The following is a 22,298-nucleotide window of genomic DNA, read 5'->3' on the forward strand; positions in this document are numbered from 1 at the left end:
GCATGATGCGCGCAGGGGCCGTGTCGGGCTTAGCCTTCGACCTGGTTGCCGACGACTTTCTGGTCGCCCTTCAGGCCGATCGGCAGGCTATCGAGATAGGCGTTGGGCTGACGACCGTCATAGGGGATACCATCGATCACGTCCTCGGCCGGGGTCGGTGCCTTGAAGCCATCGCTGTCCCAAGGGAAGTCGGCCTCGTCCGCGAGCCCTTCGTCTACCAGCATCCGAGCCGCTTCGAGATAGATCGCGGGCTTGTAGACGCTGGCGGCGGTGTCGAAATACCACTGGTCGGATTTCGCTTCGGAGATCTGGCCCCAGCGGCGCATCTGGGTGAGGTACCAGATCGCGTCCGAATAGAAGGGATAGGTCGCGTTGTAGCGGAAGAACACGTTGAAATCGGGGACTTCGCGCTTGTCGCCCTTTTCGTATTCAAAGGTGCCGGTCATCGAGTTCGCGATCACCTCTTCATCCGCGCCGACATATTCCGAGCGTGACAGGATCTCGACCGCTTCCTCGCGGTTGGCGTTGTCGTTTTCATCCAGCCAGATCGCGGCGCGGATCAGCGCCTTGGTCACGGCAAGTGCGGTCTGCGGGTTTTCCTCGACAAAGTCGGCGGACATGCCGAAGACCTTTTCGGGGTTGTTCTTCCAGAGTTCGTAATCGGTGATGACCGGCACGCCGATGCCCTTAAATATGGCCTGCTGGTTCCACGGCTCGCCCACGCAGTAGCCATAGATCGTGCCGGCCTCCATCGTGGCGGGCATCTGCGGCGGCGGCGTCACCGACAGCATCACGTCGGCGCCGATCTGGCCGGTAATGTTGTCATCCGAATAATAGCCGGGCTCCAGACCGCCCGCTGCCAGCCAGTAGCGGAGTTCGTAATTGTGGGTCGAAACCGGGAAAACCATGCCCATGTTGAAGGGCTTGCCCTGATCCTTGTAGCTTTCGACCACCGGCTTGAGCGCGGCGGCGGAGATCGGGTGCTGCGGGCGGCCATCTTCCATGGTCGGGACGTTCGGCTTCATCTGGTCCCAGATTTCGTTGGAAACGGTGATGCCGTTGCCATTCAGATCCATGGAAAACGGCGTTACGATATGCGCCTCGGTGCCATAACCGATGGTGGCGGCGAGCGGCTGACCGGCGAGCATATGCGCCCCGTCGAGCGTGCCGTCGATCACCCCGTCGAGAAGTACTTTCCAGTTGGCCTGAGCGACCAGCGTTACGAACAGCCCCTCGTCCTCGAAGTAGCCGTTTTCATAGGCCACGGCGAGCGGCGCCATGTCGGTCAATTTGATAAAGCCAAATGTGAGTTCGTCCTTTTCGACGTCCAGCATCTCGGCCGAGGCACTGCCCGCGATCACGAAGCTCGCTGCGACGGCCATTCCAAAAACGTTTTTCATGCGGATCATCCCATTGATAGAAAACAAAAAAAGCCGGACGATTTGATCACGCGCAGATGCGGTGAAATTCAAATCGAGCGGCTTTGCTCTTATTTTGGTGAGACCCCCATCATCGGGGGAAGGTCAGAAGCAGCGGTGCTTCGTTGAACTTAATTTGAAGAGTCCGGTTCAAAACGCAACAGGTTTTTGAGAAATCCGCAAAAAGGGTGCTGCGGCGCAGCTTTCTGCACGTTTTCTAGACAAAAAGTTGTTTAAAAGTCGAAAATCTGTCCATCGAAAAACGCATCTGCCGCCAGAATCATATGGCCGTGGCGCGAGGCGACGGCGGTGCGATTCCGCATTGCACCTTCTACTTTGGCCGACGCGCCGGGCAGGTCGACCCCTGCCCCGCCGAGGTGCTGGCGATAGAGATCGGGGCGGAAAACCGACTGGCCCTCGGCGATGGTTTGCTTCGGAACAAGCCCATGAATGCGGGCGATTTGGGCGGAGATCCACGCCGCCTGGCTGCGCCAGGGAAAGGTCGCGGCACCGCGCTGGAACTTGAGAAAACCGGGCACCGGTTGCGCGGGCGCGCCTGGTCGGGTCACGATATTGCCGGAGAGGGCGCGGTCGATGGCCTCGTGCGGCAGGTCGAGATGCTCGCTGCGCGACAGGATTTCGCAAGCCAGCGGCTGGTTGTCCGGCGTGTCGAGCCAGTCGGCAGCGCGATAGATCGCCCGCATCAGCCGCCCGGTCACCTCGGGGTTTTCCTCGACCCAATCGTGGCGCAGGCCCAGCACTTTTTCCGGCGAAACAGCCCAGATCGCACGGCCCGGCAGGATCAACTCTCCGGCACCGCGGTCGACGGCGACCGAGCCCCAGGGTTCGCCGACCACGAACATGTCGAGTTCCCCCTGCCCGACCTTGTCGGCCATCAGCGGTGGCGGGGTGGTGATGATCTCAAACTCGGGCACGCCGGTGTCGATGCCCGCGAACCAGTATTCGAACAGCAGCCGGTGCATCGAAAAGGGAAACGGCACGCCGACCCTAAGCGGTCCCGTAGCGGCGGACATCAAATGCGCGGCGGTGCCGAGCGGGTCCTGAAAGGCACCAGACCAGCCATTGGCCCGCATCCGCGCCGAAAGATCGGATGACACGCCGAAAACATCGCCATTGACCGACAACACCATCGGCGCATCGATCCGGCATTTCACGCCGCTGAGGCCCAGCGTCATGGCTATCGGCATGGGCGAGAGCATGTGCGCCGCATCCAGATGCCCAAGCGCCAGCAGATCGCGCAGCGCCGCCCATGAGGGCTGGCGCAGCAGGTTCAATTCAAGCCCTTCGTCCGAGGCGAATTTCAGCTCGCGCGCGATGATCAGCGGCGCTGAATCCACCAGTGGCACGTAGCCGCAATTCAGATGACGCTTGCTCATTCCAGCATGTCCGCCGCAGTGACCAGCGCCTCGGCCACGTCGATCAGCTTGCGGCCCTTGTCCATCGCCGTCTTGCGCAAGAGGTTGTAGGCGTCTTCCTCGTTCAGACCGCGCGCGCGCATCAGCACACCCTTGGCCCGGTCGATGGTCTTGCGGTCTGCCAGCGCCTGTTTCGCCGCGTCAAGTTCCGTGCGCATCTGGCTCATGACCTGAAAACGCGCGATGGCGGTCTTGAGCACCGGCTTGATCCGGTCGGCCTGCATGTTGCCCACCACATAGGCGCTGAGCCCGGCGGCCATCGCGGCCTTGGTCATGTCATCGTCGGATTGATCCACGAACATAGCCACCGGCCGCCGCTTTGCATCCGACGCGGCGCTGACCTGTTCCAGCAAGTCACGGCTGGGATTGGCAAGGTCGATGAGAACCAGATCGGGATCGGTTTCCGACAGGCCCTGGCTGAGCCCGCCGGTATTGGCCAGCACGGTGACATTGGCCCAGCCGCCTTCCCGCAATGCCTGCGAGATTTCCTCTGCGCGGGACGCATCCGGTTCTACGACCAGAATCTTGAGGTTCATGTTCATGGTATCGTTTTAGATGCCGCAGCGCGGCAAGAATAGCTGGCTCACACAGGGAATGCGCGGCCCGGGGCAGAAACCGGAACTGCATCGCAGCGCAAGCCGAATTTTTGAGCGAAACAGCAGCAGTTCATCAAAGCCAGCGCGGATCAGCCCCCCATGCGGCGCAGGATCTGCATGGACAGGGTTTGCAGGGCCCGACCGGTGGCATCGGCGATGGCGCCTGCCCCAGTGCCGCTGATCGGCTGGACGATGTCGAACCGGCTGATGCGCTCACGCACGACGAGATCGGGCGAGCCAATAGCGAATTGTCCGGTGAGCCGGAAAGTCCCGTCGATCTGGGCCACCATCTGTTCGACGCGGACCTCGACGCGGGCATGGGGCGGTTCGGTGAGCGGCCATGGTTCAGTCATCGCCGCCGCGTTCGACCCTGTATCGAGATTGCGCGCGAGCATCAGGGTAAAGCCGCGTACCGGGTTATCGGCCCAGATCGCGTTGGCGACGGGGCGCAGCGCGCCATCCTCGGATTGCACCATGATCTCGGCCGAAGACACGTAATCCGGCAACGTCACATCGCGCACCTCGATCGTCGAAAGCGGCACCCGCACCTGCTGCGTCGGGGCCGGTGTGTCGATCAGGTAGCGCCCCGATGTCGCGCCGCAGCCTGCTAGGACGGCGATGGCGGCTAGGGAGACGAGGCTTTTTCTGAAACGGGTCATCAGGTCACTTTCCGAACAAAAGGGAATTGGGGCTGCGCTCAATTTCGCGGGCGAGCGAATTGACGGTGCGCGCGGCGGCGCTGATTTCGCGCAGCATGGTCAGGGTTTCGCGGTTGAAATCCGACCGATCGCCATAGGCGGCGATCAGGCGTTCCGAGCGTGCCAGAAGCGCATCGAGCCGCTGGGTGAGTGCCGGCAGATCGGCAGTGGCTGTTTCCAGCGACTCTGCCGCCCCTTGTGCGGAGGCGAGCGCCGAATTGGCGTTTTCGACCGCACCGCCTTCGCGCAGGTCGGCAAGGATTGTGCGCACCTCATCAAGCGCGGCGCTGACCGAGCTGGGCAGATTGCGCGCCTGTTCCGTGTCGATCAGGCGGTCGGCACTGTCGAGAAAATCGGTGGCGGCATTCATGACCTCGTCGGCAGGAAGCCCCTGCACCTTGGCACTGAGCGCGCGCAGATCCTCGATCAGCAGTGGCAGGCTGTCCGAGGTGGCGGTGACGCTGGCCAGCGTGGCATCCGCGTTTTCCAGCGTCTGTACAAGCTGGGCAATCGCCCCCTGTCGGTTGATTTCTGCAACGGTGCTGCGCAGTTCTTCGATGGTGCCGCGCAGCTCGCCCGGGATCGCCTGCGTATCCTCGCCACCTATGAAATTACGCGCATCGCCCAAGAGCGCCGTGATCTGTTCCGGCACCGCGCGGGTGGCCTCATCGCTTGCGACCGCCTGAATACTGGCAAGGGTGTTGGTGGCCTGCGCAATCAGCTCTTCGATCTTGAGGCTGTTGACCCGCTTCATCACCCCTTCGAGGGTGGCGTTGATATCCTGGAAATCCGTCGGGACACTGGGGATTTTCGGAAAAGGCTCAGCGTCAAGATCCAGCGCCGCTTCCCCCACATCCTCGATTTCAACAAGTTCGACGATCAGCGATGAGGAAAGCAGGTTGGCCCGTTGCAAGCGGGCACGAACCCCGTTCGCGACGGCGGAACCGATAAAGTCATAAACGTCGTCGGCCGTAGCTTCGGCATCAAGCCCCATTAGCTGCGGATCGATCCGAAGCGTCACCATCTGCTGCACCTGAAGATCACGCCCGGTGTCGTTCATAAAGGCGGCGATGGTTTCGATTTCACCGATCTTGAGACCTTCGTAGAGCACCGATGCACCGGGGGCGAGGCCCGAGACCCCGTCCTCAAATACGGTCGACATGCGCACCGTGTTGGTCGAAACGCGGGCAAAAGCGTTTTCACGGGCCGTTGCCTCATCGGGGTAGAGTTCGTAATCCTGCCCGGGTTCAATCGCCTCGCCGCCCGAAAAGAAGGTGTTGAAGGCAATACCCCCGCTGATCAGTGCCGCAAAGCTGCCCACGTCGAGTTTCAGCCCATCGGCGCCGAAAGAGACCTGAAAACCGGAGGTGTCCCAGAAGCGGGTCGCGGTGGTCAGGTATCTGTCATGGGGCGACTCGATAAAGGCATCCACCGTCACCACCGAACCGTTCTCGCTAAGCTGCGGGCTTTCGGTGCGCCCGACCTGCACACCGCGATAGAAGACGGGCGATCCTGCGGACATGATGTTTCCATCCGCCGTGCGCAGGGTCACGCGGGTGCCTTTTTCGTTATTGTCGATCAAGGGGCGACTTTCGAGACCGGTGAACCGGGTCTGCTTTTCGCCGGGTGTACCGTCCCAGTTGCCCTCGATGTAAACGCCCGACAACACGGTCGACAGACCGCTGACCCCTTCGGCGGTGACTTCGGGGCGGACCACCCAGAATTGAGATTCGGCATCCATGAACGGAGCGACGGCCTTTTCGACCCGGGCCGAAACGATCACCTTCGACAGGTCGGAAGAGAAGTTGACCGCATCGACCGTGCCGATAACCACGTCGCGGTAACGCAGGGTGGTTTCACCCGCCGCGACGCCGGAGGCGTTTTCGAATTCGATATGAATCAGCTCGCCCTGATCGCTGTAGCTGCGCCAAGCGATGAAGAGCGTGACGGCAAGCGCTAGCAGAGGAAATAGCCAGACCATGGAAATATTCCGCCAAGGCGGCGGCTTGCCGTGGTTGACCTTCATCGTTGCGGGGCTTGGGGTATCGGTCATTCAGTTGCGGCCTCTTCCGCGTCCCATATCATTCTGGGGTCAAAGCTTTGGGCAGATAGCATGGTAAAGACAACCGACAAAGCGAAGGAGATCGCCGCGATGCCCGGATGGATGTTGGCGACAAAGTTGAACTGCACCAGCGAAGACAGGATAGCCACCACAAAGACGTCGATCATCGACCATCGGCCGATGAATTCGACCACTTCGTAAAGAACCTGGCGGCCATGGTCGGACATGGTCGCACGGTGGCGCACACTGTAGGCGAGATAGGCGATGGCGATAAACTTGCCGACCGGGATCATGATCGAGGCGAAGAACACAACCCCCGCAACGAAATAGGAATGATGGTCGATCAGTTCGATCACGCCGCCGAGGATCGTGTTCTTGTACTCCGTACCCAGCGTATTGGTGATGAGCATCGGGTAGAGGTTCGCCGGGAAATAGATGATCAACCCGGCAATCCACCACGCCCAGACCCGTTGCAGGCTGGTCGTGTCGCGGCTTGAAAGATGCGCACCGCAACGTTCGCAGCGCTCGACGCCCTGCAAATGCACACGACCGCAGCCGGTGCAGGCGACAAGCCCGGCCTGTCGGGCGGTCAGGAGCGGCGTTGGGTTTCCAGCGTTTTCCAAATCGTCAACTTGCACATGAATGTATCTTTGATGGTGGTCACCAGCACCAGCGCCACCAGCGCCCAGAAGGCAGGGCCAACCGAGACTGTCGCCATCCCGGCGATCTTGACCAGCGCTACGGCGACACCGACGATAAAGATCTCGGCCATGGACCATGGCCGCAGGGTCTGGGCGAGCCGAAAGGCGCGTGCCGCGTGGGGACGCGCCGGACGGTCGAATATCAACGGGCCAATGGCATAGATGATCGCCATGAGCCGCACCGCAGGTAGCACCACGACAAAAGCGGCGACCGCGAAGGTCAGCGGCAGCAGCATGCCGTCGGAAAAGGCCATGATCGCATCAAGCACCGAGCTGTGCTGTTCAAGCCCAGAGGCGCTCAGGTCGAGAAAGGGAAAGAAGACCACGGCGATCATAAGGATAAGCGCGGTCACCGCCAGTACCACGATCCGCGTCATCGCCCCGCCCTTCGGAGCCATAAGGATCTCGTTGCAGCGCATACACCTTGCGCGCGCACCTTCAGGCACGTCCTGCATGTGATGCAGCGTGTCACAGTTCGGGCAGGCAACAAGTTCGGACGGATCGAGCCGCGTCTCGGTCACGGGGTGTCTCTCATGCAGGCAGTTTATCCTTGGATCGAACCGGTTACCAGCCGACATAGGGCGCCGCCGCAGTTGGGAAAGCCGTCCTTCTCGATTGAGGGCACTGGGACCGATCTACATGACAACAAAGCACCCGATCGAACCGACTGTGCCGAGAAACACAAAAGCGAGAAGACAATAAAGGCCATCCCGAACCAGCAGGCCCAGTGCAAAGAGAACCACGGCCGAGCCAAGCAGCGAGGAACTGAACGGCACGAGTTCCAGCAGAGGCATCACCGCACCGCAAATAAGGCAGGCGGTTTCGGTTACCCAACGCGCGGGACGACGCACCAAAAGACGTAATCTCTTGCGTGAATGGCGGTCGAGAAAGGCAGCCGGCCGCTCCATTTTTTCGGTGGCCGTGCGCAACTTATCTGAAGGGATGCGCTGTTTCATCAGCCATTGTGGCAGCCACAGATGGTCCCGGTTGAACAGCATCTGGATCGAGACGATCGCGATCAGCAGGCCGCAAATACTCGAGAACAGCGGTATGCCGGAGAGCGGGGTAACCACCGCCAGCGCGGGCGCCATCAGCACCGGCACGAACGACGCTTCGCCCAGCGACTTTATCGCTTCCTGCAGCGATGTCTTTTCGCCCGTGGCCGCATTGCGCAGCGAATCCACGATATCGCTCACCGAACCTGGCCCAGTTGCCTCTGGCATCGCGCCTGTCTGATCAAAACTTGTTGACATGCGTAGATAACGCCGCCTTTTTCATCTGGTTCCCGTCGTATGCGGGGTATTCGGGCCGACGGCGTCAATTCCCGGCTGCGCCCCATTCAAGCTGTGCCGGTCCGATGATAGAGATGCTTAAAGCCGCCAGAATTCAAGGATCAAGAGCGTGAACGACCTGAAACGCGACCTGCTGACCACCAGCCATTGGGGCGCCTACCGTATCGACCGCGAGGGCGGGCGAGTCACCGGCTTGCGCGCTTTCGAGGAAGACAGCGATCCCTCGCCCATCGGGCAGGGAATCGTCGACGTGCTGGATGCGCCAACCCGGATTTCGCAGCCGATGATCCGGAAAAGCTGGCTAGAGGGCGGACCGGGCACTGCCGGAGACCAACGTGGCAAGGAAGCCTTTGTGCCGGTCAGCTGGGCCGAGGCAAGCCGTCTGGTCGCGGGAGAGCTTGACCGGGTGCGCCACGAACACGGCAATCAAGCGATCTATGCCGGATCCTATGGCTGGGCCAGCGCCGGACGGTTCCACCATGCGCAAAGCCAGATGAAACGCTTCCTGAACTGCATCGGTGGGTTCACCCGCTCGGTGAACACATACAGTTATGCCGCCGCCGAAGTGATTGTGCCGCATGTGCTGGGCAGCTTCTTTGACCATCCGGCCCGGACCACAAGCTGGGAGTCCATCGCCGAGAACTGCGAGCTGTTCGTGGCCTTTGGCGGCGTGCCGTTGAAGAACGGGCAGATCTCCCAAGGTGGTCTGGGCAATCACGTCCAGAAAGCTGGCGTTCTGAAAGCGCATGAGAACGGCGTTGCCTTCGTGAATATCTCGCCGCTGCGCTCGGACATAATGGAGGATGCGGACGCGGAGTGGCTGACGGCCCGCCCCTCGACCGATGCCGCGCTGATGCTGGGGCTTGCGGGTGTGCTGCTTGAGGAAGGCCTGCACGACGCGGGCTTCCTCGACCGCTACACGGTCGGGTTTAAGCAGCTTGCCGATTACCTGCGCGGCAAAGAGGACGGCATCGTCAAGAATGCCGACTGGGCTGCCGGTATCTGCGACCTGCCCGCTGACAAAATCCGAGAACTTGCCCGGAGGATGGCCGCGAAACGCACGATGATCTCGGTGAGCTGGTCGCTGACCCGACAGGATCACGGCGAACAACCCTATTGGGCGTCCATCGCGCTGGCGTCGATGCTGGGTCAGATGGGCCAGCCCGGCACCGGTATCGGTTTTGGCTATTCGGCGATGAACTATCTCGGCGCGACCCGGCGCGAGGTCGACTATGCTGCTTTGCCGCAGGGTCAGAACGGGGTGATTGATTTCATCCCCGTCGCACGGGTGACCGATATGCTGGAAAACCCCGGCGCAGCTTACGACTACAACGGCCAGCGCCGCACCTATCCGGATATCAAGCTGGTCTGGTGGTCGGGCGGCAACCCGTTCCACCACCATCAGGACCTGAACAGGATGCGGCGCGCCTGGGCGGGGCCAGACACCATCATCGCCAACGAATGGTGTTGGAACGCGCTGGCGAAACACGCAGATATCGTGCTGCCCTGCACCACAACGATGGAACGCTCGGACATCGCGCTGACTTCGCGAGATCCCTACCAGATGGTGATGGACCAAGTGATGGAACCGGTCGGACAGGCCCGCGACGATCACGACATCTTTCGCGGTATCGCGGCGGAGATGGGCGTCGAGGAGGCCTTTACCGAGAACCGCAACCCCGAGGAATGGCAGCGCTGGATCTACGACGTGTCGCGCCAGCAAGCAGCGCGCAGCGGGGTCGAGATGCCAAGCTGGGATACTTTCCAACGCGACGGCTGGTTCCGAGTCCCGCCGCCAGAAAAGCCAACGGTGATGATGGATGAATTTTACGCCGATCCCGAGGCGCATCCGCTGAAGACGCCCAGCGGCAAGATCGAACTGTTTTCTGATAGGATCGCCGGTTTCGCCTATGACGACTGCCCCGGCCACCCGGCGTGGATGGAGCCGCGCGAATGGCTGGGGGCCGCGCCCGAGGGAGCGTTGCACATGATTTCGAACCAGCCGCGCACCAAGCTGCATTCGCAGCTGGATCACGGCTCGGTCAGCCGCGCGGATCGTATCCAGGGGCGCGAGCCGCTGTTGATGAACCCCGAGGACGCGAAAGCGCGGGGGTTAAGCGACGGTCAGATCCTGCGGGTCTATAACGCGCGGGGCGCCTGCCTTGCGGGGCTACGGATCAGCGACGAGATCATGCCCGGTGTCATCCAAATCAGCACCGGCGCGTGGTACGACCCCGATGGGGATACCTGCCGTCATGGCAACCCGAATGCGGTGACGCTCGACAAGGGCACATCGCGCCTTGCGCAGGGGCCGACCGCGCATTCCTGCCTTGTCATGGTCGAAGCCTTCAACGGCCCCCTGCCCGAAACGCAGGCCCATAATCCACCGGAAATCCTGCCCGCGCGGCGGTGAGGCTCAGCTTTCCGCCGCGACCTGCGCGGGGAACCGGATCGACACGCAGAGGCCGGGCGCATTGTCAGACAGTTGCATGCTGGCCTCGTGCAGTTGCGCCACGACCGAGACAAAGCTGAGGCCAAGCCCGCTGCCCGGGGTGTTGCGGCTGCGGTCGAGGCGGTAGAGGCGCTGCACGACCTTTTCCGCCTCCGCCTCGGGGATACCGGGGCCGGTATCGGCCACGTCTAACACGACCTCACTGGCTTCTTGGCGCAATCGCACGGATATCTCAGAGCCTGCGGGCGTATGGCGGATCGCGTTTTCGATCAGGTTCGCCATGAGTTGCAGCAGCAGGTTCCGTTCTCCAAGGACCGGCGCGACGTTGGGTTCGCATTCGACCGTCAGCTTGTGGCCGCTGTCGCTGACCATCGGTTCGTAGAGTTCGACACAGGTTTCTACAAGCGCGCCCATATCGAGCCGGGAGAATTGCGATTTGGGTGAGCCGGATTCGATCTGGGCGATCTGCAGCAGCGCGTGAAAGATCGACACGATGCGTTCCAGTTCCTCATTCGCCGCATCGACCAGCGCGCGCGACTCGCCATCGAGATGCGGGTCGCGGGACAGGTCATCCAGATGCACGGCGACGCGCTGGATCGGCGTTTTCAGGTCATGCGCGATGTCCGAAGACACCTGCCGCAGCGAATTAACGGAGCTTTCCTGAGCCCGTGCCATCTGGTCGATCTTGGCACCGATTTCGGCAAGGTCGTCAGTCCACCCCTCGCCCGGCCGCACCCGCGCCGCAAGGTTACCAGAGGTCAGTTGATCGAGCGTGTTCCCGACCTGCTGGACATGCCGCGCCCCGCGCCGGGCAAGATAATAGCCACCGCTCAGCGCGATCAGAATGGTCGGAAGCAGGCTGAGCACGAGGATGTTGAAAAACACGCCACGCAGGGCTGTGATCTCGCTGCGCGATCGCGCCACCGTCAGCTGCCCGCCATAAAGACGGGTTGTCAGCGCGAGGTACTGGCCATGCAGCTGCGGGCTGTTTTCGTCAAAGGATACCACGTGATAGCCTTCGCTGTCGCGCTTGATCGCGGCGTTGCCAAAACGGCGTCGGGTTGGAGAAACATAGCTGAGGATCATGCGTTCGGGGTCGGTTTCTGCGGCCTCGGCCTGCACCAATCTGGCGAGCGCATTGGCGCTTGGCGCGGCGCGAAACCCGGCGAGGTCCTGCGTCAGATCAGCCCGCATCGCCTGTTCCATAGAACGCTGGGTGAAGACATAGCTGGCTCCAAGGCTCAGCAGGCTGACGGCGGCAAAAACAAGGACCAGCCCAAAGGCCAGCCGCAGCGGCATGGAACGCAGCAGGGAAGGTCTGCGCACGCTCATGCGTCGATCCGGTAACCCGCGCCACGCACGGTCTTGATCAGCTCGGTCTCGAATGGCTTGTCCACCTTGGCGCGCAACCGACTGATATGGGTTTCAACCACATTCGTGCCCGGATCGAAGCTGATGTCCCAGATCGCTTCGAGCAGCATGGTGCGCGTCTGCACCCGCCCCTTGCGGCGCAGCAGGTGCTCCAAAATGGCGAATTCGCGCGGCAGCAGGTCGATCTCTGTCCCGCTGCGGGTAACACGCCGCGAGATCAGATCCATTTCCAGATCCCCCGCCCGCAGGACGCTTTCCCGGTCGATGGATTGCGGTCGGCGCGACAGGGCAGCAACGCGCGCGGAGAGCTCCCCGAAAGCGAAGGGTTTGACGAGGTAATCGTCACCCCCCGCGTTCAGCCCCTCGATCCGGTCATCGACGCTGCCGAGCGAGGTCAGGAACAGGACCGGCGTCAGGTTGCCCGCGCCGCGCAGGGTCTTGACCAGCGTCATGCCGTCGATTTCGGGCAGCATTCGGTCGACGATCATCACGTCATAGGTACCCGAAGTCGCCTGTATCAGCCCCTCGCGCCCGTCTGCGACGAGATCCACGCTCGCCCCTTCCTCGCGCAGGCCGCGGGCGATGTATTCTCCGGTTGTCACGTCGTCTTCCACGACAAGCAGTTTCATCATCCACCTCGCAGTCCGGTCCCGCATCACGGGTGCCCGTGATCATCAGGTAGGCGCTGTCGCGCTTTCTATCCAGTCACATGCGCCGATCGGGTGCCCGTTTGGAAATTACAAATAGTCAATCCTGCCGGAAAATCCGCAGCTAACATATTTGTATAGTTCCGCGAAGATGGCTGTGAGGATCGGGGGCCAGATAGGGTGAAGAGTTTTTGAGGAACGGAGTATCCCATGATCACTACGAAAAGCACACGTCTGGCCGGGGTCGTCCTGAGCGCCGCGCTGGCCTCTACCAGCCTTGTCGCGGTATCGGCCCAGCCAGCCCTGGCCGTTCCGGCAGGCGGCTACGGCGATCTGGTCGAGCAGGTCTCTCCCAGCGTCGTCTTTATCGAGGTCACCGAAAAGGCCGGAGAAGCTACAACCCCGCAACTGCCCGAGAACATGCCCGAAGAGCTGCGCAAGCAATTCGAAAAGATGATGCCGCAAGGCGGCGAGCGCGCTCCGATGCACGGTGTCGGTTCCGGGTTCATCATTTCCAGCGACGGTCTGGTTGTCACCAATCACCACGTCGTCAGCGGCGCTGACAGCGTCAAGGTCAAACTATCGGACGGGCGCAGCCTGTCTGCCGAAGTGATCGGCAGCGATCCACTCACGGATGTCGCTCTGCTGCGGATCACCGCCGACGCGGATCTCCCCGCAGTTGCCTTTGGTGACTCGGATGAGATGCGCGTCGGTGACGAAGTCGTCGCGGTCGGGAACCCGTTCGGCCTTGGCGGCACCGTCACCTCGGGGATCATCTCGGCCAAATCGCGTAACATTAACGCGGGCCCCTACGATGACTTCATCCAGACCGATGCCGCGATCAACCGGGGCAACTCGGGCGGGCCGCTGTTCAACAACGATGGTGAGGTTATCGGCATGAATACCGCGATCTTCTCGCCCGATGGCGGGTCGGTAGGCATCGGTTTCGCCGTACCGTCCGACCTTGTACGCGACATCGTGGCCGACCTTGAAGACGACGGGAATATCACCCGCGGCTGGCTCGGTGTGCAGATCAAGCCGATGTCGCAAGAGATCGCTTCGGTGCTCGGCTACGACATGCCGAAAGGCGCCGTGATCGAAAAAATCAGCGATGACAGTCCTGCGGACAAGGGAGGGTTGAAAAACGGCGACATCATCCTTTCATTCAATGGCACGGACATCACCGAATTGCGCGACCTCACCCGCGCGGTGGCGGGAACCACGCCGGACCAGAAAGCCCAAGTTGTGGTCCTGCGCAAAGGCAAGGAAGTCACCGAAGAGGTGACGGTGGGCACGCTGGGAGAAGAGAACGCCTGAGCGAAACCATCGTAGCGTCCGACCCGGTATTACTCCATCGGGCCGGGCGCAAAATTCGGGGGTGATACCCGTACACCGTCTGTGCACCCCCTGTGCATCGGCGATACGACAAAAGTAACGAGTTTCTTAAGGGCCAGCCAAAGCGGGCTGTTAATTTCGGCGCAAAAATCGCAGCGACCTTGTCCCATTCCGTCCTGCGAGAAATTGACCGCTCCGTCCCGCCAGCCCTGTTAGAAGCAGGCCGCGCCTCCCCTCGGGGCGCGGCCTTTAACTTTTTCAGACCTTGAGTTCGCGCAGGATGACGTTGGTCTGGGCGCTGCTGACGGCAGGCAGGCGAAACAGCACCTCTTCGAGAAACGCGTTATAGGCGGTAATGTCGGCGCAACGCACGCGGATGTGGTAATCGGCCTGACCGGTGGTCGCGTAACATTCCTGAACCTCGCCGCGCTGAATAATCGCACGGTTGAAGGCGCGGACACCTTCGGGATCGTGGCGCACAAGCTGCACGTGGATGATCGCGTGAAAGCTTTCGCCCATCCGGCCGCGATCGAGCACCGCGCCGTAGCGGGTGATGATACCGGCCTCTTCGAACGCGCGGACACGGCGCCAGCAGGCCGAGGTGGACATGCCGAGTTTCTCGGCCAGTTCGGCGTTGGTCAGGCGGCTGTCCTGCTCCAGCAGTGCCAGCAGCTGACGGTCTTTGAGATCCAAGTTCATGCGAACTTCTATACCGAAAATTCCCCACTGATCGACAGGAAAAATCATAAACCGAGCAAAACCCGCAAATCCTGGCAGGAAATTCCATCCCCGACCGGGTATCATACCCTGATATGCGGGCGGGAGCACCCAGCCAAAGGAGGAGCCAGCATGTCCGAGCCACGCCCCACGTTTCGATCTTATCAACTGTCCGACCGCTATGACCTCGAGACCGGCCGCGTATTCCTCACCGGTACGCAGGCTCTGGTGCGGATCATGTTCGATCAGGCACGGCGCGACCGGGCGGCCGGGCTGAACACCGGCGGATTCGTTTCAGGCTATCGCGGCTCGCCACTGGGCGGTCTGGACCTTGAGATGTGGCGCGAGCGCAAGCGGCTCGAGACGGAAAAGATCACCTTCCTGCCTGCGGTGAACGAAGACCTTGGCGCGACGGCAGTACTCGGGGCGCAGCAGGCGCCGCTCAGCCCGGATTGCGAGGTCGATGGGCTGTTTTCCATGTGGTACGGCAAGGGGCCGGGCGTGGACCGCTCGGGCGACGCGCTGCGACACGGCAACGCCTATGGCTCGTCTCCCAAAGGCGGCGTGCTGGTGGTGGCGGGCGATGACCATGGTTGTGTGTCCTCGTCCATGCCGCACCAGTCGGACGTGGCATTCATGTCTTGGTTCATGCCGACGCTGAACCCGGCGAGCATCGAGGAATACCTGAGTTTTGGGGAATACGGCATTGCCCTGTCGCGCTATTCCGGCACATGGGTCGGGTTCAAGGCGATCTCGGAAACCGTGGAATCCGGGCGGTCTGTCGAAATACCCGCCGACCGGGAATTCACCCTGCCCGAGATCGACCTGCCGCCGGGGGGCCTGCATATCCGCGGCTCTGACCTGCCATCAGCCGAAATCGAAACCCGGATCGGCCACAAGCTGCGCGCGGTCGAGGCCTTTGTCGAGGCAAACCCGATTGACCACGCGATCTATGATCTGCCCGAGGCGCATTACGGGTTCGTCACCACCGGCAAGGGGCACCTCGACCTGATGGAGGCGCTGCGCCTATTGGGGCTGGACGAGAACGCCTGCCGCCGTCTGGGGATCGACATCTACAAGGTTGGCATGGTCTGGCCGCTGGCACGGCGCGATGCGCTGGCCTTTGTGAAGGGCAAGCAGGAAGTGCTGGTTGTCGAGGAAAAGCGCGGCATCATCGAAAGCCAGTTCAAGGAGTATTTCTATGACTGGCCGGGCGACAAGCCGCAGAAGATGGTCGGCAAGCACGATGCCGCCGCGACGCGCGACCTGATCCCGTGGACGGGCGAGCTGACCCCGCTGGCGCTGGTGCCGATTGTCGCCGAACGTCTTGATGCGTTCTTTCCGGATGAAAACCTGCCCGCCCGCGCCGCCGCGCTGACCGAGGAAAAGCCTCCGGTGCTGAACGTGTCCGGCGCGACGCGTACGCCCTACTTCTGCTCGGGCTGCCCGCATAACACCTCGACCAAGATGCCCGAGGGCAGCAGCGCGATGAGCGGGATCGGCTGTCACGTGATGGCAAGCTGGATGAACCGCTCGACCGGCGGTTTTGCGCAGATGGGCGGCGAAGGCGTGCCGGTGGCCGTCGCGCAAAAATTCAACGGAAACAAGCACGTGTTCCAGAACCTCGGTGAAGGGACATGGTATCACTCGGGCTCCATGGCGATCCGTCAGGCGGTCGCGACCAAGGCGAACATCACCTACAAGATCCTCTACAACGACGCCGTTGCGATGACGGGGGGACAGCCTGTCGATGGTCCGGTGAGCGTGGATGGTATCGCATGGAACGCGCGGGCCGAAGGCGTCGACCGGATCGCGCTGGTCAGTGATGCGATTGAAAAATTCACCAAGGGCGATTTCCCGCCGGGTACGTCTTTTCATAGCCGCGAAGACCTCGACACGGTCCAGCGCGAGCTTCGTGACATCAAGGGCGTGACGGTCCTGATTTACGAGCAGACCTGCGCCACGGAGAAACGCCGCCGGCGCAAGCGCGGCACGATGGAAGATCCGGACAAGTTCGTGATGATCAACGATCTGGTCTGCGAAGGCTGCGGCGATTGCTCGGTCCAGTCGAATTGTCTGAGCGTCGAGCCGGTGGAAACCGAATTCGGGCGCAAGCGGCAGATCAACCAGAACACCTGCAACAAGGATTTCTCTTGCGTGCAGGGCTTCTGCCCCAGTTTCGTGACTGTTTCGGGCGTGAAGCGGCGCAAGAAAAGCGGCGCGGATGTTGATCTGGCCGCCTTGCTGGCCGAGGTCGACGCCCCTTCCCTGCCCGCTCTGGACGAACCGTTCGATCTGCTGGTGACAGGCGTTGGCGGCACCGGGGTGGTGACGGTTGGCGCTCTGGTGACAATGGCCGCGCATCTTGAAGGGATGGGGTCGAGCGTGCTGGATTTCACCGGTTTCGCACAGAAATTCGGCACGGTGCTGAGCTATATCCGGCTGGGCCGCAGCCCCGATGATATTCATCAGGTGCGGATCGAAAACGCGGGCGCGGACGCGGTGATCGGCTGCGACGTGGTGGTGTCCTCGGCGCCCAAGGCCTCGGCCCATTACCGCCGGGGCAGCCGGATGGTGCTGAACACGGCGGCAATGCCTACGGGTGATCTGGTGTTGAACCGCGATGCGGACCTGAAGATCGGGCAGCGCGAAAAGGTGATCGCGGCGACCGTGGGAGAGGAGAACCTTTCGGCGCTGAACGCCAACCGTCTGGCGGAAAAGCTGATGGGCGACAGCGTGTTCGCGAACGTGATGATGCTGGGCTTTGCCTGGCAAAAGGGTCTGGTGCCGGTCAGCGAAGGCGCGTTGAAACAGGCGATCCTGCTGAACGGGGTGGCGGTGGAAAAGAACGCGCGCGCCTTTGATCTGGGCCGGGTGATGGCGGCCAACCCGGAGGCGCTTGAGCGAGACGAGGAAAAGCCCGTCGAGACGGTGGATGACCTGATCGCGCGGCGCGTCTCCTTCCTGACCGGCTATCAGAACGCGGCCTATGCAGAACGCTACCGGGCGCGGCTTGAGAAACTGCGCGTGGCGATGCCGGGCGACGAGGTTGCGCTGCGCGCGGCGGCGGTGTCGCTGTTCCGGCTGATGGCCTACAAGGACGAATACGAGGTCGCGCGGCTGATGACCGAGACCGGGTTCGAAGACCGTCTGGCGGCGGAATTCGAGGGTGACATGAAGGTCAGCTATCACATGGCGCCGCCCTTCCTGCCCTCGGCCCGCGACACGCGGGGTCGCCCGAAGAAAAAGAGCTTTGGCGGCTGGATGACCCCGCTTCTGCGCGGCCTCTCGGGGATGAAAAGCCTGCGCGGTACGGCGCTTGATCCGTTCGGCTATACGGCAGATCGCAAGCTGGACCGCGCGCTGATCGACTGGTTCGAGGGGGTGATGGCCTATGCCGCGCAGGCGGATGTGCCGGAAGAGGTCCGCCGCGAACTGCTCGCCGCGCCGCAGGAGATCCGTGGCTATGGCCCGGTGCGCGAGAAGGCCGCGGAAGAGGTGCAGGAGAAGGTGGCCGGGTTGATGGGGCGCACCGCGTAGCCTTGACTGGTAAGTGGCCTTTGGCAGGAGCAGCGAAGTCCCTGCCAAAGGCGAACTTCCCGTGCAAGTCGGCAGATCATCCGGCCACGGTCACTGCCGCTGCATCGCACGCTCTAAACTGCCTTTTCCAGTCAACACGCATCTGTGGCCGAGCAGTTTCGCGCTGTCCTCTGGAACAATCATTCCGCGGATTTTTGTTCCACGAACCCGCACGCGAATAACATTGCACTGATACTGCGGGATACCTTCGATACTCAAATCGGGACGGGCTTTTTCTGACACCCTCGCGGTGATCTGAAGCGCCTTTAAGGCTAAAACACGCATGTCCGCGTCCAGAGACAGCGGCAAGCAGGTCAATGCAGTGCCTTGTTTAGTCGCAACAACGAACGGCGCAAGGGTCTCTAGCTTTTTGCGATCCAGCCCGATGAGTTCGAGATAGATCGCAACGGATTTCGGGCAATCGGAACCTGCCTGCTCGGAGAGCACCTCTGCGCTAGCGTGTGCCTGCGCTGCGGACAAGAGAAACCAAACTGCGCACGGTATAAAAATCAAACGGCCGCGCAATTGATTTCTCCAAAGTTTTTTTGTCGCTCATCGCCAAGCTGACAAATGCTGGGCATGCACTGCAGGCAATATATTGATTACTCTACGTAAACCGTTGCATTCGCCGCTCGCTTTGAATGTAGGCAACCGATGGGAACAAATCACCGGGCCTGCGCACATCAAGCCCGGACACAATCTACCGAGATTTCGTCCTCAGAAATCCACGCTCTGCCCTGCTCCGGTGTCTTTCGCGCGGTCCAGAACGTGTTGCGCGGCGGCGAGGTCTTGGGCGGCGACGCCGAGGGAGCGGTAGGCAGTGAGCTGGTCCGCATCGGCGCGGCCTTTGATCTGGTTTTGCAGCAGCGCGCCGATTTCGCCTTTCAGCTGGTCGGCGCTGAACTTGCCAGCGGCGATCATCTCGACGACCTCGCCCGCTTGCGCGAGGGTCGAGGGCGTGTAATCCACCCAGATCGAGGCCTTGAGAACAAAGTCGTCGTCGACTTCCCGCATGGAGGGGATCGAGGAGCCGACGACGTTGACATGGCAGCCTTTCGGCAGCCAATCCGCATTCAGGATCGGGGTGGGCGACGCAGTGACCGTGCAGACGATATCAGCCTCGGCCACGGCGGCCTGCATGTCGTCACCGCTGGTAAAGGTGATGCTCGGGTATTTCGCCTTCGCCGCCTTGCAGAACGGGGCGGCTTTTTCGGCGGAGCGGCCTGCAACAGCGACCTGCGTGATCGGGCGCACGGCGCAGATCGCGTCGAGGTGATGTTCGGCCTGTTCGCCGTTGCCGAGGATGGCAAGACGGGTCGCATCCTCACGGGCGAGGGCGCGGGTGGCCACGCCGCTTGCGGCGGCGGTGCGGATCGCGGTCAGCAGGCTCGCGTCCATCATCGCCACGGGCGCGCCGGTTTCCGGTTCGAACAGCAGATAGGCGCCGCGATGCGAGGACAGACCCCGCGCCGGGTTGCCGGGAAACAGGCTGATGAGCTTGATGCCGAAACAGGCCGGATCATTCATCGCGCCGGGCATGATGCCCATCTTGTTATTGCCGCCGACCGGCATGATGGACCGTAGCGGCAGTTCCGCGCCACCATTGGAGACCGTGCGCATGGCACGGTCGACAACCTCGATCGCCTCGGTCATCGGTAGCAGTTTCGCCACCTCGTCATGGGAGAGAATGATCACAGGCTGCGCTCCTGTTCCTGTCCCCAGTCGGGGCCGGTTACGTCAAGGCCCATCACCTGTTCAAGCAGGGCGGTATAGGTGTCGGGCCGCGCGATATAGGGAAAATGGCCGCCCGAGAGATAGCGATAGGCGACGGAGGGCGAGAGCCGCGCGCGCACCCCGGCACGCATGTCCGGCGGGATCAGCGGATCGTCATCGGCCTCAATGGTCACGATGTCGCTGGCCGGAATGGCGGGCGGGGGCAGTTCCGGGCCGGTCTTTGTCGCGTTGAGACGGGCGCGAAGCTCGGCCTCGGGGATGCGGCCTCCGACCTCCATCATCAGAAGCTCAACCACGTCGGATTGCTCGGGATGCGCCTCGCGCCACTGGCCGAGACCATTGCCGAACCCGGCGCGGATATCTTCGATGGGGGCATTCATGAGGTCGAGCGCATAGGGCATGCGCGTCGAGATTCCGACAACCGTATCTAGCGTGTTCGCGGCGAGCAGTTTCGTCATCCGGTCGGGCGCGGCACCGGCCAGATACTGGGCAACATAGCCGCCGAGCGACGATCCGAGCACCGCCGCCTTGTCGATGTTCAAATGATCCATCAGCGAGACGAGATCGCCCGCCCAGTCGACAATGCCTCCGGTCGCAGGATAGGTGGCGGCGACAATGCGCAACCGGCCCTTGAGTGCCTCGATCTGTTGCCAGAACACGTCGCAGCGGCCTAGCGTGCCCGGGATCAACAGCAGGACAGGTCCCTGCCCCGCATCGATATAGCCCCATTCGCGCCCGTTCAGGGTGATCCGCTGTTCGGGATGTTCAGCGGCGAAGGCGTCGCGCGACTGGATAAGGGGGTTGCTCATGCAAAGGGCTCCTCGACAGCCGGCCAGTAATCGCGGGCGCGGCGGGTATAGGGTATATTGGCATAGTCCGGCGTGATCGCGCCGGGCGTGGCCACGGGTATGACCTTGGCCGCGATGGGGTTGAACCCGGCCTGATAGTGGTTCGAGGATTTCACACAGACATAACGGCGCTGCGAGAGGTCGATGCCCAGTTGCTCGAAGGCTTCGGGGTGGAAGGTCTGGCTGCGCACGTCATTCAGCACGATGTCGATGCCATTGTATTCCACCCAGACCGCATTGCCAATCGGCGCGGGCAGTTTGCCGAAACGCTGGGTGAGTCCCGAAGTGCATTTCCTGACCGTCACGGTGAGGTCGAGCGGGTCGCCGGACATGGGGCCGAACTTGCCGCCGATGCGCAGATCGAGTGTCGCGCCCTCACCCACTTCCTGACAGATGCGAACCGCACCGGGATCGTAGAACAGGCCGGTGGCAATCGACGTCATGCCGCGTTCGATCATCGCGCGGAGCAGGAAAGTGGCATCCGAGGGCGCACCGCCGCCGGCGTTGTCCGATACATCGGCCAGCACGATAGGGCCTTTCGGTGCAGCCTCGGCAATGTCGAGCGCGCGGTCGATATCGGGCGTGTCGATCCGCAGGCTTTCCCGCATGTCAAAGAGCTTTTGCCCCAGCTGCTGGGCGACGGTCGCCGCCTGATTGGTGTCGCCGTCGCAGATGGCCAGTGCACGGGCGCCAACTCGGGGGTGATCGCCCCAAGGAAAGCTATGGGCCAGCGATAGGGAGAGGATGCCATCCTTGCCCTCGCGTTCGCTCATCTCGTCGACGTAGGTGCGCATCGGGCCCGAGGGCGTCGGCATGGCGAGGATCATCTTGCAGTCGTAATCGCTCATGACCGGGTTGGTTTTGCCCTCGGCGGCGTCACGGGAAAGGCGGAACAGGTCCTCGGCGCGTTCCGGCACGTCCACGTGCGGGTATTCCTTGAAGGCCACCAGCAGCGTGGCTTTTTCCATCATCAGATCGGTGAGAAAGCAATGCGGGTCGAGCAGCCCGCCGATCACCGCATCGGGCGCGACTTCTCGCAGATGGGCGATCAGGTCGCCTTCGCAATCGTCATAGCCATCGGCGATCATCGCCCCGTGCAGGGCGAGCAGGATCACGTCGGCACCGCCTGCCTTTTTCAGATCCTCGACGATTTCATCGCGGAACCCTTCGTAAACGGATTTCACCGTCAGGCCGGAGGGCTGCGCATGAGCAGAGAGGCTTTCCACCACCTCCCAGCCCAGTTCCTCGGCCCGCTCGCGCCAGATGAACATCGGGCCGGTCCAGTAGTGCTGGACGTCCTGCGTCGCGTCGCCGTGATGGATCGAGCCTTCGACAAAGCTCGCCATGCCGGTCGGGATCGGGGAAAAGGAATTGGTCTCGGTGCTGAGACCGGCGATGAAGAGTTTCATGTC

Annotated in this window: 18 protein-coding genes; 3 read left to right on the forward strand and 15 right to left on the reverse strand. The window is 62.0% G+C overall.

All coding sequences use genetic code 11. From position 1 onward, the window contains the following. Positions 1 to 29 precede the first annotated feature (29 nt). The 8 genes from MF268_RS03015 to MF268_RS03050 all read right to left on the reverse strand — a co-directional run bounded on the left by MF268_RS03015 (position 30) and on the right by MF268_RS03050 (position 8,164). A complete protein-coding gene (locus MF268_RS03015; RefSeq protein WP_238369416.1) occupies positions 30 to 1,400 on the reverse strand; it encodes a CmpA/NrtA family ABC transporter substrate-binding protein in 1,371 nt (456 codons plus the stop codon). 251 nt (positions 1,401 to 1,651) lie between these two features. Further along, positions 1,652 to 2,815, reverse strand: a complete 1,164-nt coding sequence (locus MF268_RS03020; protein WP_238369417.1) for a CmpA/NrtA family ABC transporter substrate-binding protein — start codon at positions 2,813 to 2,815, stop codon at positions 1,652 to 1,654. Next, entirely contained in the window at positions 2,812 to 3,396 is a 585-nt protein-coding gene (locus MF268_RS03025) for an ANTAR domain-containing response regulator (RefSeq protein WP_238369418.1), read from the reverse strand. Before MF268_RS03025 ends, MF268_RS03020 begins: the two co-directional genes overlap by 4 nt. A 143-nt stretch (positions 3,397 to 3,539) precedes the next feature. Further along, positions 3,540 to 4,109, reverse strand: coding sequence for a PqiC family protein (locus MF268_RS03030; RefSeq protein WP_238369419.1), 570 nt, complete (start codon positions 4,107 to 4,109; stop codon positions 3,540 to 3,542). A gap of 4 nt (positions 4,110 to 4,113) precedes the next feature. After that, positions 4,114 to 6,201, reverse strand: a complete 2,088-nt coding sequence (locus tag MF268_RS03035; protein ID WP_238369420.1) for an MlaD family protein — start codon at positions 6,199 to 6,201, stop codon at positions 4,114 to 4,116. Further along, positions 6,198 to 6,833, reverse strand: a complete 636-nt coding sequence (locus MF268_RS03040) for a paraquat-inducible protein A (RefSeq protein ID WP_238369547.1) — start codon at positions 6,831 to 6,833, stop codon at positions 6,198 to 6,200. The genes MF268_RS03035 and MF268_RS03040 overlap by 4 nt, the downstream gene beginning before the upstream one ends. Further along, on the reverse strand, positions 6,800 to 7,432 hold the full coding sequence (locus MF268_RS03045) for a paraquat-inducible protein A (protein WP_238369421.1): 633 nt from the start codon (positions 7,430 to 7,432) through the stop codon (positions 6,800 to 6,802). Before MF268_RS03045 ends, MF268_RS03040 begins: the two co-directional genes overlap by 34 nt. 114 nt (positions 7,433 to 7,546) lie before the next feature. After that, a complete protein-coding gene (locus tag MF268_RS03050; protein WP_337926774.1) occupies positions 7,547 to 8,164 on the reverse strand; it encodes an exopolysaccharide biosynthesis protein in 618 nt (205 codons plus the stop codon). A 148-nt stretch (positions 8,165 to 8,312) separates the two neighbouring features. Between MF268_RS03050 and MF268_RS03055 the strand changes: the two genes are divergently transcribed. Further along, on the forward strand, positions 8,313 to 10,616 hold the full coding sequence (locus MF268_RS03055; RefSeq protein WP_238369423.1) for a molybdopterin guanine dinucleotide-containing S/N-oxide reductase: 2,304 nt from the start codon (positions 8,313 to 8,315) through the stop codon (positions 10,614 to 10,616). A 3-nt stretch (positions 10,617 to 10,619) separates the two neighbouring features. On the opposite strand, the gene MF268_RS03060 is transcribed toward MF268_RS03055, so the two are convergent. Both MF268_RS03060 and MF268_RS03065 read right to left on the reverse strand, forming a co-directional pair. Beyond that, a complete protein-coding gene (locus MF268_RS03060) occupies positions 10,620 to 11,987 on the reverse strand; it encodes a sensor histidine kinase (protein WP_238369424.1) in 1,368 nt (455 codons plus the stop codon). Continuing rightward, a complete protein-coding gene (locus tag MF268_RS03065) occupies positions 11,984 to 12,655 on the reverse strand; it encodes a winged helix-turn-helix domain-containing protein (RefSeq protein WP_238369548.1) in 672 nt (223 codons plus the stop codon). Before MF268_RS03065 ends, MF268_RS03060 begins: the two co-directional genes overlap by 4 nt. Before the next feature lie 228 nt (positions 12,656 to 12,883). On the opposite strand from MF268_RS03065, the gene MF268_RS03070 reads away from it, so the two are divergent. Next, positions 12,884 to 13,990 carry a Do family serine endopeptidase gene (locus tag MF268_RS03070; protein ID WP_238369425.1) on the forward strand — a complete coding sequence of 369 codons (1,107 nt, stop codon included), beginning with the start codon at positions 12,884 to 12,886 and terminating at the stop codon, positions 13,988 to 13,990. 276 nt (positions 13,991 to 14,266) lie between these two features. Here the strand turns inward: MF268_RS03070 and MF268_RS03075 are convergent, their stop codons facing one another. Then, complete coding sequence (locus tag MF268_RS03075; RefSeq protein WP_238369426.1) at positions 14,267 to 14,707, reverse strand: Lrp/AsnC family transcriptional regulator; 441 nt, start codon at positions 14,705 to 14,707, stop codon at positions 14,267 to 14,269. 150 nt (positions 14,708 to 14,857) lie between these two features. On the opposite strand from MF268_RS03075, the gene MF268_RS03080 reads away from it, so the two are divergent. Next, positions 14,858 to 18,265: an indolepyruvate ferredoxin oxidoreductase family protein gene (locus tag MF268_RS03080; RefSeq protein ID WP_238369427.1), complete on the forward strand. Its 3,408-nt coding sequence runs from the start codon at positions 14,858 to 14,860 to the stop codon at positions 18,263 to 18,265. Positions 18,266 to 18,355: 90 nt separating this feature from the next. Here MF268_RS03080 and MF268_RS03085 read toward each other — a convergent pair whose 3' ends face one another. The 4 genes from MF268_RS03085 to MF268_RS03100 form a co-directional block, all read right to left on the reverse strand. Beyond that, positions 18,356 to 18,829, reverse strand: a complete 474-nt coding sequence (locus tag MF268_RS03085; protein WP_238369428.1) for a hypothetical protein — start codon at positions 18,827 to 18,829, stop codon at positions 18,356 to 18,358. A gap of 192 nt (positions 18,830 to 19,021) precedes the next feature. Then, positions 19,022 to 19,999: an ornithine cyclodeaminase family protein gene (locus MF268_RS03090; protein ID WP_238369429.1), complete on the reverse strand. Its 978-nt coding sequence runs from the start codon at positions 19,997 to 19,999 to the stop codon at positions 19,022 to 19,024. Continuing rightward, complete coding sequence (locus MF268_RS03095) at positions 19,996 to 20,847, reverse strand: alpha/beta fold hydrolase (protein ID WP_238369430.1); 852 nt, start codon at positions 20,845 to 20,847, stop codon at positions 19,996 to 19,998. The genes MF268_RS03090 and MF268_RS03095 overlap by 4 nt, the downstream gene beginning before the upstream one ends. After that, on the reverse strand, positions 20,844 to 22,295 hold the full coding sequence (locus MF268_RS03100) for a M81 family metallopeptidase (RefSeq protein WP_238369431.1): 1,452 nt from the start codon (positions 22,293 to 22,295) through the stop codon (positions 20,844 to 20,846). The genes MF268_RS03095 and MF268_RS03100 overlap by 4 nt, the downstream gene beginning before the upstream one ends. Positions 22,296 to 22,298 lie beyond the last annotated feature (3 nt).

Source organism: Heliomarina baculiformis, assembly GCF_019966545.1.
GTDB lineage: Bacteria > Pseudomonadota > Alphaproteobacteria > Rhodobacterales > Rhodobacteraceae > Heliomarina > Heliomarina baculiformis.

Coding starts and splice junctions, on each gene's coding strand:
- MF268_RS03015 (WP_238369416.1), bottom strand. CDS start 1,400: ATGAAAAACGTTTTTGGAATGGCCGTCGCAGCGAGCTTCGTGATCGCG.
- MF268_RS03020 (WP_238369417.1), bottom strand. CDS start 2,815: ATGAGCAAGCGTCATCTGAATTGCGGCTACGTGCCACTGGTGGATTCA.
- MF268_RS03025 (WP_238369418.1), bottom strand. CDS start 3,396: ATGAACATGAACCTCAAGATTCTGGTCGTAGAACCGGATGCGTCCCGC.
- MF268_RS03030 (WP_238369419.1), bottom strand. CDS start 4,109: ATGACCCGTTTCAGAAAAAGCCTCGTCTCCCTAGCCGCCATCGCCGTC.
- MF268_RS03035 (WP_238369420.1), bottom strand. CDS start 6,201: ATGACCGATACCCCAAGCCCCGCAACGATGAAGGTCAACCACGGCAAG.
- MF268_RS03050 (WP_337926774.1), bottom strand. CDS start 8,164: ATGTCAACAAGTTTTGATCAGACAGGCGCGATGCCAGAGGCAACTGGG.
- MF268_RS03060 (WP_238369424.1), bottom strand. CDS start 11,987: ATGAGCGTGCGCAGACCTTCCCTGCTGCGTTCCATGCCGCTGCGGCTG.
- MF268_RS03065 (WP_238369548.1), bottom strand. CDS start 12,655: ATGAAACTGCTTGTCGTGGAAGACGACGTGACAACCGGAGAATACATC.
- MF268_RS03070 (WP_238369425.1), top strand. CDS start 12,884: ATGATCACTACGAAAAGCACACGTCTGGCCGGGGTCGTCCTGAGCGCC.
- MF268_RS03075 (WP_238369426.1), bottom strand. CDS start 14,707: ATGAACTTGGATCTCAAAGACCGTCAGCTGCTGGCACTGCTGGAGCAG.
- MF268_RS03080 (WP_238369427.1), top strand. CDS start 14,858: ATGTCCGAGCCACGCCCCACGTTTCGATCTTATCAACTGTCCGACCGC.
- MF268_RS03095 (WP_238369430.1), bottom strand. CDS start 20,847: ATGAGCAACCCCCTTATCCAGTCGCGCGACGCCTTCGCCGCTGAACAT.
- MF268_RS03100 (WP_238369431.1), bottom strand. CDS start 22,295: ATGAAACTCTTCATCGCCGGTCTCAGCACCGAGACCAATTCCTTTTCC.